The 12007-nt window shown below is 56.5% G+C and carries 14 protein-coding genes and 1 pseudogene; 5 read left to right on the top strand and 10 right to left on the bottom strand.

Annotated elements, in window-relative coordinates; translation table 11 throughout:
- Positions 1–21: 21 nt before the first annotated feature.
- From AC0ZWN_RS10755 to AC0ZWN_RS10770, 4 genes and pseudogenes are all read right to left on the bottom strand, one after another.
- Entirely contained in the window at positions 22–480 is a 459-nt protein-coding gene (locus AC0ZWN_RS10755) for a methyl-accepting chemotaxis protein (protein WP_476335038.1), read from the bottom strand.
- A gap of 87 nt (positions 481–567) precedes the next feature.
- Positions 568–1341, bottom strand: a pseudogene (locus tag AC0ZWN_RS10760) (PAS domain-containing protein); the annotation flags it as partial.
- A 190-nt stretch (positions 1342–1531) separates the two neighbouring features.
- Positions 1532–2599, bottom strand: a complete 1068-nt coding sequence (locus AC0ZWN_RS10765; protein WP_476335039.1) for a diguanylate cyclase — start codon at positions 2597–2599, stop codon at positions 1532–1534.
- 156 nt (positions 2600–2755) lie between these two features.
- Entirely contained in the window at positions 2756–3364 is a 609-nt protein-coding gene (locus tag AC0ZWN_RS10770; protein ID WP_476335008.1) for a TetR/AcrR family transcriptional regulator, read from the bottom strand.
- 217 nt (positions 3365–3581) lie between these two features.
- Between AC0ZWN_RS10770 and AC0ZWN_RS10775 the strand changes: the two genes are divergently transcribed.
- Complete coding sequence (locus AC0ZWN_RS10775; protein WP_116255044.1) at positions 3582–4637, top strand: MBL fold metallo-hydrolase; 1056 nt, start codon at positions 3582–3584, stop codon at positions 4635–4637.
- Positions 4638–4648: 11 nt separating this feature from the next.
- Here the strand turns inward: AC0ZWN_RS10775 and AC0ZWN_RS10780 are convergent, their stop codons facing one another.
- The 4 genes from AC0ZWN_RS10780 to AC0ZWN_RS10795 form a co-directional block, all read right to left on the bottom strand.
- Positions 4649–4969, bottom strand: coding sequence for a helix-turn-helix domain-containing protein (locus AC0ZWN_RS10780; RefSeq protein ID WP_476335009.1), 321 nt, complete (start codon positions 4967–4969; stop codon positions 4649–4651).
- On the bottom strand, positions 4956–5324 hold the full coding sequence (locus AC0ZWN_RS10785) for a type II toxin-antitoxin system RelE/ParE family toxin (protein ID WP_476335010.1): 369 nt from the start codon (positions 5322–5324) through the stop codon (positions 4956–4958). Before AC0ZWN_RS10785 ends, AC0ZWN_RS10780 begins: the two co-directional genes overlap by 14 nt.
- 42 nt (positions 5325–5366) lie before the next feature.
- Positions 5367–5684, bottom strand: coding sequence for a helix-turn-helix domain-containing protein (locus AC0ZWN_RS10790; protein WP_476335011.1), 318 nt, complete (start codon positions 5682–5684; stop codon positions 5367–5369).
- Positions 5685–5777: 93 nt separating this feature from the next.
- Positions 5778–6545, bottom strand: coding sequence for an AraC family transcriptional regulator (locus tag AC0ZWN_RS10795; RefSeq protein ID WP_476335012.1), 768 nt, complete (start codon positions 6543–6545; stop codon positions 5778–5780).
- A 112-nt stretch (positions 6546–6657) separates the two neighbouring features.
- Here AC0ZWN_RS10795 and AC0ZWN_RS10800 point away from each other — a divergent pair, with 112 nt between their 5' ends.
- The 4 genes from AC0ZWN_RS10800 to AC0ZWN_RS10815 all read left to right on the top strand — a co-directional run bounded on the left by AC0ZWN_RS10800 (position 6658) and on the right by AC0ZWN_RS10815 (position 9938).
- Entirely contained in the window at positions 6658–7473 is an 816-nt protein-coding gene (locus AC0ZWN_RS10800; RefSeq protein WP_476335014.1) for a sulfite exporter TauE/SafE family protein, read from the top strand.
- 73 nt (positions 7474–7546) lie between these two features.
- Positions 7547–7909, top strand: a complete 363-nt coding sequence (locus AC0ZWN_RS10805; RefSeq protein ID WP_476335015.1) for a hypothetical protein — start codon at positions 7547–7549, stop codon at positions 7907–7909.
- A 32-nt stretch (positions 7910–7941) separates the two neighbouring features.
- Complete coding sequence (locus tag AC0ZWN_RS10810; protein WP_476335016.1) at positions 7942–8661, top strand: DUF6933 domain-containing protein; 720 nt, start codon at positions 7942–7944, stop codon at positions 8659–8661.
- Between the two features lie 86 nt (positions 8662–8747).
- Entirely contained in the window at positions 8748–9938 is a 1191-nt protein-coding gene (locus AC0ZWN_RS10815) for a hypothetical protein (RefSeq protein WP_476335017.1), read from the top strand.
- 3 nt (positions 9939–9941) lie between these two features.
- Here AC0ZWN_RS10815 and AC0ZWN_RS10820 read toward each other — a convergent pair whose 3' ends face one another.
- Positions 9942–10928 carry a hypothetical protein gene (locus tag AC0ZWN_RS10820; RefSeq protein ID WP_116255039.1) on the bottom strand — a complete coding sequence of 329 codons (987 nt, stop codon included), beginning with the start codon at positions 10926–10928 and terminating at the stop codon, positions 9942–9944.
- Positions 10929–11201: 273 nt separating this feature from the next.
- The gene (locus AC0ZWN_RS10825; RefSeq protein WP_476335019.1) at positions 11202–11711 is read right to left on the bottom strand and encodes a BRO-N domain-containing protein; all 510 of its coding nucleotides are present in this window, start codon (positions 11709–11711) and stop codon (positions 11202–11204) included.
- Between the last annotated feature and the right edge of the window lie 296 nt (positions 11712–12007).

Raw genomic sequence — 12007 nt, forward strand, 5'->3', positions numbered from 1 at the left:
GGTCTACTGACCCTGCATCGATTACCCCGGCACCCGTTCATTGGCAAACATGCTCACCGCATCCACCGCCTCACTGGCACCATCACGAATCTGTAGAATCACCGTCCCCGCCTGATTCGCCAATTCGACGCCTTCAGCCGCACGGCCCCGGGTGCCTTCCATGCTCTTGATGGCCTGACGGGTTTCGCTCTGGATCAAACCGATCATGGTGGATATCTCCGCCGTCGAGCCGCTGGTACGCCCCGCCAGCAGGCGCACCTCGTCCGCAACCACGGCAAACCCGCGGCCCTGTTCACCGGCGCGGGCGGCTTCAATTGCAGCGTTGAGCGCCAGCAGATTGGTCTGGTCGGCAATCGAGCGGATGGTGTTGACGATGGCGGTGATCTGCTCGGAGCGTTCGCCCAGTTGCGCAATCAGCGTTGAAGACTCGGCAATGTCTTCGGCGATTTCGCGCATTTCGCTGGCGGCTTGCTGGATCACCTGCGTACCTTGCTCGGCGACTTTTCGCGTCGCTACCGAGATGTGATAAGCCGCGCTGGCACTGCGTGCATCCTGTTCGTGTTGCTCGACGCGCGCGGTGACATCGGAGGCGAACTTCACCACTTTGCACAAGCGCCCGGCAGCGTCGTAGACCGGGTTGTAGTTGGCTTCCAGCCACACCGTTTGCCCGCGTTTATCCACGCGTTCGAACTGCCCCTGGAAAAGTTCGCCCTGATTCAAGCGCCGCCAGAAATCCTCATAGGCGCTGCTGTTGACCAGTGCCGGCGTGCAGAACAAACGGTGATGTTTGCCTTTCAGTTCGGCGAGGGTGTAACCCATGCGCGTCAGAAAATTCTGATTGGCCGTGAGAATACTGCCGTCGAGGTTGAATTCGATGACCGCCATTGCCCGGTCGATCGCCTGCAACTTGGCGTTGGCTTCGCTTTCCTGCTGCACCTTGGCGGTCACGTCCATGGCGTACTTGACCACTTTCACCACCCGTCCCGAAGCATCCTTGATCGGGTTGTAGCTGGCTTCCAGCCAGATCGGCTGGCCCTTGCCGTCGACCCGTTCAAATGTACCGGACTGAAACTGGCCGTTTTTCAGACGTGACCACAGATCAGTGTATTGAGCACTGCGCCCGAATTCTGGCGTGCAAAAACGCCGATGGGGCTGGCCGATCGCTTGTTCGGCGGTGTAACCCATGGTCTTGAGAAAGTTGTCGTTGGCGCGCAGCACCACGCCATCGAGGTCGAACTCGATGACCGCCATCGAGCGATTGATCGCATCGAGCAGGCCCGTTTGTTCGGTGAGGGTGCGCTGAAGATCGTCGACGACGGCTTTGTGGCGATTAAAGAACATGTTCGCAGTACTCAGGAAGTGGGGAAGATCGAGGATTCAGTCCCTATTTCCGCGCCGGCAGACCGAATGCGCGGACGGCATTCGGCAATGACTGCTCAATACCAGTATTCCTTAGCTGGCAGATGGCTACTTATACAAAACTTCATAAACTTGTACAAGGAAGTAATTATTTGTAATTTTGTATAACTTTTTAGGCGTCGGCGTTGTCTGTCGCGGTCCTGGTCAAGGCCACACTGATGGTGTTGCGGCCCGTGTGTTTAGCGATGTAGAGCGCTTTGTCGGCATCGTCCAGCCAGTCCAGTGCATCCTTGTACAAGTATTGATAGCGCGCCAAACCGATACTCAGGCCCACTCGCAACTCTGGCACCTGCGGATGACGGTACTGCTGCAATGCCTCGCGCAATTGCTCCATCAGGGCCTCGGCCTTGTGCAGGGGCAGTGTCGGCAGGATCACGCAGAACTCGTCACCGCCGTAGCGCCCGGCCAATTCGTACTGGTCCAGCAGGCGTTTGAGCTCCTGACTCAATTGCCGCAGCACCGCATCGCCGACGATGTGCCCGAAGCTGTCGTTGATCTCCTTGAAACGGTCGATGTCGATCAACGCCAGCGTGGCTTGGGTGTTGTGTTGGCGGCATTGCTGAAATTTCAGGTGCAGCAGGTCTTTCCAGGCCCCGTGATTGAGCAGGCCGGTGAGGCTGTCGGTGCGGCTCAGGGCACTTAGTGCGCGTTTGTGTTGGGAGAGTTTGATCGCCAGGTGATAACAGACCATGCCCAGCGCGAGCGGATACAGGGTGAGCATCGGCAGGCAGGCCCAGACTTGCGTTTGGGTCATCGTCAGGCTGAATTTGCCACCGAAAATCGCCCAGCCCAGCAGTACACCGGCGATTTGCGCGAGGGCGCCGAACACGAACAGACGTTGGCCGCCGGCGGCAACGTTGTTCATGGTCATCATCGACAGGATGGTCACGGTGGTCAGCGGGTTGAACTGAAAGCACGCCGCCCAAAAACCGCCGAACATCGAGTCGTATAACAAATTGCGGCGTTCAGCCTGATACGGGAACGCCGAGCGCGTGGAGATCTGGTAAGCCAAGTGCGGCCAGGCGAAACCGTTAAACAACAACAGCGCCCACAGCCAGTCGGGCATGGTCAGCGGATACAACGCCGCAGCGACGCTGAAGAATCCCACGCCCAAGCCGATGGCTCTGGGCAGATAAATACGTCTGGCGAATGACAAGCCTTTGCCGCGTTGGTTTTCCATGATGCCCTGCGCGAAATTCATCCTGAAATACTTTGCAGTATTTTCTCAGGCTAACCGTTCGTCGGTCGATTGTCGGACATTGTCATTTATTCCAACGGGAATAATCAGTGTCCTTCCGAGCCATTTAGTCGATGGTTCGCGCAGGAGAGGGGCGATTTAGAGCTGATAGTGGGCCAGAAACATCTGCAACGCCGATTCGGCGACGCTGTTCTGCATATCGACATCGAGGGCGGCGCGGCCCATCGACATCTGCGGCCAGAAAGCAAAGGTCTTGAGCAAGCCTTGTACTTGCTGTGCGGCGAATTCCGGATCGACCGGTTTCAGTCGGCCGTCAGCCTGCGCGGCGCGAATCCACACGGTCAGACCTTCCTCGCGCTTGCCCATGCGCTCGACCATGTTCTGCGCGCGCTCCGGCGAGTGAATGGTGGCGGCAATTGCCACACGGGCCAGGGTCAGGAAATTCTCGTCAGCCATCAACTGCATTTTGGCCTGGAGCATCTGCCGTAATTGCTCGCGCAAGGGCTGATCGCGGTTATAGACGACGGATTGCTCTGCGCTGATTCGTGCCCACAACTGGTTGAGAATTTCGGCGAACAGCTCTTCTTTGCTGGGGAAGTGGTTATACACCGTACGCTTCGACACACCGGCGGTGGCGGCAATCTTGTCCATGCTGGTGACTTCGAAACCGTGGGCACGGAATTCGGCAATCGCCGCCTGAATAATGGCTTCGCGTTTACGGTCGGTGAGGCGTTGTGGAGCTGTCATAAGTACGCTTCGGCAGTGAAAGGGTGAAATTACACTTGGCAGTTTACTTGTCATCCGCTTTGATGCAACCTAGAAACTACACCGCCCAGTGTAATGTTGCGTTAATCCTCGCAACCTAAAAAACAGACAGTTCGGCCTATGCGTGCAGCTTTGGCCATTTATCGTCCCAACCGTGGAGAAACCGCGAATTGCGCGGTTTTTCTGGAGTCATTCAGTCATGGCCAATCCAGTTTTGATCCCGGATAACACATCCACGCCTGAAGCCTCTCGACAGGCTCAAGGCCTGTTTCGTAATCATGCGCCGGTGCAACGCGAAGGCCTGCGCAAAATGCTGCGGATCATGTGGAACATGATTTTCCACAAACCGCGCAACACCCGGCCCGCCGCGCCTATCCCGGTGCAGGCGTTGACTCGGGAAGAGCTATTGGCGGCGCCCAACCACAGTGTCTATCGACTCGGTCACTCGACCTTGCTGCTGAAACTGCGCGACAAATTCTTCATCACCGACCCGGTCTTCGCCGAGCGCGCATCACCAGTGCAGTGGGCCGGGCCGAAACGCTTCCACCAGCCGCCGATCAGCATCGACCAGTTGCCGCCGATCGAAGCGGTGATTCTGTCGCACAACCACTACGACCACCTCGATTACCAGGCCGTGCTCAGACTGGCCGCCAAGACCAACCTGTTCCTCACGCCACTGGGCGTCGGCGACACCCTGATCAAATGGGGCATCGATGCCAGCAAAGTCCGCCAGTACGATTGGTGGCAGGGCGCCGAGATTGCCGGCATCCGCTTCGTTGCTACACCGTCGCAGCATTTTTCCGGCCGTGGCCTGTTCGATGGCAACAGCTCCCTGTGGGCGTCCTGGGTGATGATCGACGGCGACACGCGGATCTTCTTCAGCGGCGACAGCGGCTACTTCGACGGCTTCAAGCGCATCGGCGAACAGTTCGGCCCGTTCGACCTGACCCTGATGGAAACCGGCGCCTACAACGTCGAATGGCCACACGTGCACATGCAGCCGGAAGAAACCTTGCAAGCGCACATCGACCTCAAGGGCCGCTGGCTCTTCCCGATCCACAACGGCACCTTCGACCTGGCGATGCACGCCTGGCACGAACCGTTCGACCGGATTCTGGCACTGGCGTGGGAACGCAGTGTTTCGATTACCACGCCGCAGATGGGGGAGGCGTTCAATATCGCTCAACCGCAACGCGGGGAGGCGTGGTGGTTGGCGGTTGAAGGGGAGAGTGAGGCGGTGGTGCAGAGCGCGTAATAAGTTTCAGGTTAAGCAAACACCACTTCAATTCGGCCTTCTTTCCGTGATCGGGGGGCCGATTTCACTACGATCTGCACGTCTCGCCCAAGATGTGAAAGACATTCCATCATTTTGGCTTCACTGATCCCTCGAAATTTTCCCCGCAGCATTTCGGAAAGTTTTGGCTGGGATAATCCAAGGATTTCAGACGCCTGAATCTGAGTGAGATGGCGAGCCTTGATGATCTCGCCGATCTTCGCCGCGAGCTGCGACTTAACCTGCATTTCACTGGAATTGGGCAGTTCGAGGTCTTGGTAGACGTTCCCGCTACCTTTTTCAATTTCTATCATTTTCTGATCCTTTCGCGTGATCCTGAGCGGCTCGAAGACGGTTTCGTATCAGATCAATGTCGGACTGAGCCGTTTTGATTCCGGTAGTCGACTTCTTTTGAAAGCAGTGCAATACATAAATGGCACTGCCGAAACGAACCGTATAGATGGCACGGTAGGTGTTGGTGTCGAAGTTTTCGATCAGCTCCAGTACACCTGCGCCTCCAAACCCTTTCAGGGGTTTTGCATCCGGATGCTTCAAACCACTCTGGGCCAAATCCAGTGCATAACCAAAAACATCCTGTACGTCTGTGGGCATCTGCTTAAGATCTTTCTTGCTACTGCAGACCCACAAGAGCGGCTTCCTTGCACTCATGCGAAAATATACCTATTTAGGAATAAAGATCAACTTGCCTTTTCAATCAGCCATCGCAAAATCCCCACGCCCCATCGCTTCCGACGACACGCCCTGAACACTCGCACTACGCCCCGGCGCAAACCCGGGAAAGAACACCAGCCCCTGCGCCTCGAACCGGTAAGCCAGCGCCAGTCGCGCCGTATCCGCTACATCCTGCTGCGCTTCAAAGCGTTGAATGTCTTCAACCGAAATCTCAGCCTCCCGCGATAGCTGTTCCACGCTCCAGCCCAGCATCGCTCGGGCCTGGACGCAGTGCGTCGGGGTGAACTGGAAAAGGGCAATGCGTTCGAGGATGTGGTTCATCGCAAGAGAGGCCATGGTGTGCTCCGGGCTCAAGAGTGCTGATTGAAAATGTACTGTGTTTTTGTACAGTTGTTTTCGGCCGGGATCAAACGCATTTTTTGATTTGCCCTAATTCGCCGCCTCCAACCAGACGGACGGTGCCTGCCCGAGGATCCGCCGGAACATCGTCGAGAACGCCGCCGGGCTCTCATAACCGAAGTCCAGCGCGATGCGCGTCACCGCTTCGCCCGAAGCCAAACGTGCCAGCGCCAGGACCACGCAGGCCTGCTGCCGCCATTGTCTGAAGCTCAGCCCGGTTTGTTGGCGAAACAGTCTGTTGAAGGTACGCAAGCTTATGTGTAATTGGTCGGCCCATTGCTGTGGCGATTGGTGGGCGTACGGCTGATGCAGAAAGTTCTGACACAGAGACAGGAGTTTTCCGTCAGGCGGCAGCGGAATGTGCAACGGCAGCGGCGCACTGCGCGTCAATTCGTGCAGCAACAGATCAATCAACACGCCATCGCGTCCGTCCAAGTCATAGGTCAGCGGTAACTCCACGGCCTCCATCAGCAAATGCCGCATCAACGGCGACACACTGATCACCTGACAGCGCGTCCCCAAATCCACCGCACCGGGCTCGATGTACAAGCTGCGCGTGCTGACCCCAAGCATCAGCACCTCGTGCGCCACCCCCGGCGGAATCCACACCGCTCGCTGCGGCGGCACCACCCAGTTGCCGTCATGGGTGCTGACCTGCATCACCCCGGTCGCGCCGTACAACAATTGCGCCCGACGATGCGTGTGAAAAGGCAGCAAGTGACCGTGGGAATAATCCGTACCGATCGCCACCACCGCGCGCGGCGTGTCATCCAGCAGATTGATCGAAACATTGCGCATCAGGCGTTTTCCGGTGGTTGGCGTAAACGCAAACATTATTGGCTGACTTGCTGAAGCAGGCCAAGCGATGCCGCTCTATCGTCGATCGCTCTCCTTTCACGGAAACCTCGTCATGTTCTATTTACTGCTGACCCTCTTCGGCTGCCTGACCGGCATCACCGCCGTCCTGTTCGGCTTCGGCGGCGGCTTCGTCGTGGTGCCGCTGCTGTATCGCCTGCTCACCGCCAGCCACGGCGCCGACGACCCGATCAGCCAGTCGGCAATGCACATCGCCGTCGCCACCTCGACCTGCGTGATGATCGTCAACGCCCTGATCGCCACCGACAAACACCGTCGCGCCGGCAATCTCATCCGCCATTACCTGTGGCCGTTGGGTGGGTTCATCGGAGTGGGTGCGGTCGTTGGCGCAATAGCGGCGGTGTGGGTCAGCGGCGAAGTGATTCGCTATGCGTTCATCGGCTACCTCGGCGTGACCATCGTCGACTGCCTGCTGCGACGTGGCTTTCTCACTCAGAACCCACACGTCATCCCACGCCGACTTGGCGCTACGGAAACTTCCGCAGGTGGTGTAGGCATCGGCGCCATCGCGACGTTTCTCGGTGTAGGAGGCAGCGTCATGACCGTGCCGCTGTTGCGCCGCTGTGGACTGAGCATGTCGCAAGCGACGTCCATGGCCAATCCGTTGAGTTTGCCGGTGGCAGTTGCCGGGACGCTGACGTACATGGCGCTGGCCGGGTTCAGTCAGGCTGACCTGGGCACGTGGTTTGTCGGGTATGTGGATCTGCTCGCGTTTGCGGTGCTGACGGTTGGCTCACTCATCGGGATACGCTTGGCCGCGCCATGGATTGGGCGGATCCCGGATCGGGTGCATGCCAGGGTCTATATTGGTTTGCTGGTCTTGGTGATGCTGAGTATGTGGACGAAATGAACGGCTGCTTTGTATCTTTGGAAGTCCAGACGAAAAATTCGAACGCCTCAAGAAAAAAGCGCGGAGAGAAACCATGTCGATCATTGAAAGTGACTGGAAGAAGTTCAAGGAACTGCGCAAAATCGCACTCGACCGGTTTTGCCAAGGCGTTATCGCCGACACCAGAACCATCACTCAGCACGGAGCCCTTTCGGCGCATGCGCGCTACGGCATGATCTACGGACTGATCAATGATCGGAACCACGACATGGCCCGCATGTTCGATGGCCTCACTCGATCCTCCGCACTATGGAAGTTGACCTTGATGGTCTCGCATGACCTTTTGACTGACGCGGAGTTATCAATCTTGAGCGATGATGCGCGCAAGTTACTTTCTGATATTGAGCGTCGGCATTATGAAATTGAGTGGGTCGATGAAATTGCTCATGATGACTGACCATTCTCCCCAGCACTTTCCAGAGAATCAGAATGTTGATCTTCAATTGCACCGAAGCCGCCAGCAAGTTTTTCAGCCGTGTTCACAAAGGCAAAAAGATTACGCCGGTGGACACTAATCCGCCTTCCTCAATCATTGAAGATGATGAGTCGAGCGGCGCTGATGAGCAGTGGCTGGTGCACGCGATAACGGTACAACGCAAGCATGTGTTGCTGGTCATTCACGTTCAAACCCGCTATTGCCTGATTTTCGCTGATGCGAAAAAGGCTGACACAGAAGACTTTGTTGATCGATTCGTGGATCGTTGGGTCAAGGGGATAGTGATCAACGCACATCATCATGACCTCGGGCAGTGGCTTAACCCAGAGTTGATGTTGGCGCGGCTGAAACAGACTTGTGAGCATCAACGGTTCTATCGACGTAGTCATCGCAGCGCGCAAAAACACATTGATGAGATTGCATGGATGTTTCAGGACAAGGTCGCCCATACGGGATCTTTGCCGCCGGATGAAATCACTGCGATGGTTTTTGACGAGCAAATGAATGACACGCCCAGGAACAGCAAGGGCGCCAAGTCTTACTACTTTCCGGATGAGGAAATGGCGCTTCACTGGCTGCGTCACTACTGCTTTCTCGATGACGTCCAGCTTCATGCTGCCAAGGAACGTCGCCAACAGATGGCTCGGGAAATTGCGGCCCTTGAGCACGAAGCCTGGCTTAAAAAGTACGAGCAAGAAAACTCGAATAGTTAAACCGTCCCCGCCATAATCCGCAGCGTATTTTTCAGCGCCGGCGCCTGTGTGCCGACGCGACCTCCGACTCCTTCAAGGATTGATTCATGCTCAAGGGACTGATGCGCCTGGCGCCATATACCGCGGCGCTGTTCACACTGATTTCCACCGCCCATGCCGAAGATGGCCGGCGCGTATTTACCGGCACATTGGGCAAGACGGCGATTGTTGTTGAACTCAACACCACACAGCAGGCCGAAGTCACCGGCCGCTATTTCTATGAGAAATATCACCGTGACCTAGCCCTCAGCGGCTCGCTACAAGACAGCACGTTGAACCTTGTTGAAGGCAATAACCGCTACGGTGACGACAAGCCGCTGCCGACCTTAAAGCTGGAAGAAACCGGCAGCGGCTGGCAGGGCGAATGGCAAAGTCCGCAGGGCAAAAAGCTGCCGGTGAAACTCACCGAGGCCAGACTTCCCGCGCCCACCTCAGCAACTTTACCTTTCATTGCCGCACTGCCATACGGCGAGCCTTACGAGTATTTGCGCCTGCAGGGACTCAAGCTCAAACCGGCGAAGAAAGAAAACTTCATGGGCTATGACCTGCAGTGGTGGACGGAGCCTGAGACAAAGATTTCGCTGTTCAGCGTGGAGTCCGGATTATCGAAAGATGATCAGCAACGGGTTAACCAGCAGTTGCTCGGGCGCCTCTGGAATGAAGTCATCAGCTATCACGGCTGCCAATTACAGGGCGGGGAAAACGTGGAGTTCATGCAGCAGGCAGAACCGAAAATGATCTCGCCAGCCGTGGTCAGCCTGAACATCTCGACCAGCTATTACTGCGGCGGCGCGCATCCCGACTTCGGCGATTCCCCTCTCAACATCGATGTAAAAACCGGCCACCCATTGTCACTCGAAGATGTCTTTTGGGTAGGTAAGGGCACGCCGATTTTGCATGCCGAGCGCGACAGCCTGGGCGACAAACCGCTGAGCGAGGCCGAAAGTAACGCGCGCTATCAGTACGTAAGCAAAGAGTTGGTACCTTGGGTAATCAAGCAATTCACCGCCCTGTACCCCACAGAAATGAAGAAACCGACGGGAGATGACGACTGCAACTTCCAGGATGAGAGCATCTGGGGCACTTCACCTTGGTACTTCACCGAGAAGGGCTTGTACCTCGGCGCCTACTTCGCTCGCGTGCAACGCTCTTGCGATAGACCCGACTGGTCGATCCTGCCGTACTCACTCGTCAAACAACACCCCGGCGCCGTCAATCTGCAACTGCCCCAAGGCTAACCGTCACTCCAGACCCGGCGCTTCACGAATAATGAAGTGATCCAGGTTCTCGATATTGGCATTGAAGACCTCGAAAGGCTTTTCGGGGTTCTTCTTGCCCGGCACCTGCTTCAACTCCGGCGTCACCCCATAGAAGAAACAGAACAACGCCTTGTCGCTATCCACCGCGTGCTTGATCTCCTCCAGAAACGCCTTGCGCTTGCGGTAGTTGTCGATCAGCTTCTTGTTCAGATAAACGCTGACCGAGTACGGCTTCTTCTTACTGTCCTCGGGCTTCTTGAACCAGACCTTGTCCTCGAAATCGATACGAAAACTGGCACTGTGGAAGTCCTCGATCTTCTTGATCCGCCCCCAGTAAATCAGTCCCTTGTTGTCCGTCAGATACTCGATCTTTTTGAAGAACGAACTGTACGGCGCCGTATGCTCACCGACCTTCAACGGCATCCGCTTGAGCAACTCCTTGTCCGCGAAGTTGGAAACAAAACACTCCACCGGATGCGCAAACACACTGGTCTTGTCCGGCGCCGACTCACGCCCCGCCGACTCTTTACCACTCTCCGCCGCCACCCGCACCGGATCATCGCGCAACACATCCGCCGCCCCCGCTGGCGCGACAGGCTTGCGCACATACTCGCGCCGGGTCAGTAACAACTCTGATGGGAAGTGTTCCTCGCGCCCGTCATCCACCTCGCCATCCGCCGTCTCAACGCCAGACGCTGAAGCCTTCAAACTCACATACGGACAACCCGCGACGTGCTGCGTAGTGGGCAGATTCTTGAAGTGCGGCGTGCGCACGTAATTCACATTCTTGGCGTTGAACGTACCCAATTCGTTGGAAGCCTCGAACGCTGAACGACAGGCATCGTTGGGGCACTGGAAGTGTTCCTTCGCCGAGTCGAACGCCACCGTCTCATCGAAATTGAGATCGCGAACGTCATAGATCGACAACTTGTCGTCGAGGCTGAGGCAGTAGGCGAGATCGAATTTCATGGTGGGGCTCGGATCCTTGAGTGAGGGAGGGGTATTAATAGCGGGAGGTGGAGCGGGTTGCACTGATTGTTTTCAGGATGATGCGGAATCTGTGGGAGGCAGCCTGCTGGCGATTCTTGGCATCAACCAGAATTCAATACTCACGCCGCCATTGCAGGCTACGCGTCACCCTGTGGCGAGGTAGCTTGCACCCGCTGGGGGCGGAGCAGCCCCAACCATTTTGAGACACAAAAAATCCGCTGCTTGAACCTCAAACAGCGGATCTTGAAACCCTCAGCAACCACGCAATAATCGCGAAGCCCTACGCCACCAGGATTCCTGCCGATTGAACGGATCATCCGCCAACAAACAAGGCATATCCCGCAATCGAATCCACGGCTCGTCCTGCCAGTGCAACGTACTCAGCGACATCTGCGGCCAGCTCAAAACACTCAACGTTGGACGCTCAATCGATCGCGCCGTACGAGCATCACGCAGAGCAGGCACAACCTGATGCGTCAGCCACTCACGAAGCTGCCGATGCTCAGGACAGTAGTGATAGATCAGCAGCGCATACACGCCGGACTCACTTACCATCATGTGGTCCTCCGCTTCGCCATAGGTCTCCACGCGCATCATCTGCTGCTGATCAGCGTCGAGTTTACGCAATTGGCGCTCATCAAGATGTTTGCCCATCAACCGGCCCAGCTCATGGACACAGAACCACGCTTGGTTCTCAACCAGAAGGGCGTGCAGGTGGGTTTTGTTTCGGGTGAAACGAGTAGGAAGAAGTGGTTCAGACATGGCATGCCTCCTGATCAAGAGGCACGGGATTCGAACGTCGGGTACAGCGATTCACCTTCATCATGAAGGTTTGATATCTAGGCATTTCCATTTACCTCTGGCTGCTTTCTTAGGGCATTCGTTAGGGTGTCGGGAGCTAAGAAACCCACCAGAGACGGGCCGGACATATTCCCCTTTCGGGTCTTGTATTCGCCCACTCCCGACATAACGGGATTTTCGCAGGCGTAGAGAAACCGCAGACGAAAAAAAGCCGCATGACTGTCGGGTGCGGAGAACCGCTCTGGTTTTTAGAGTTT

The sequence above is a fragment of the Pseudomonas sp. 3B-A001-10F genome, from assembly GCF_056313565.1.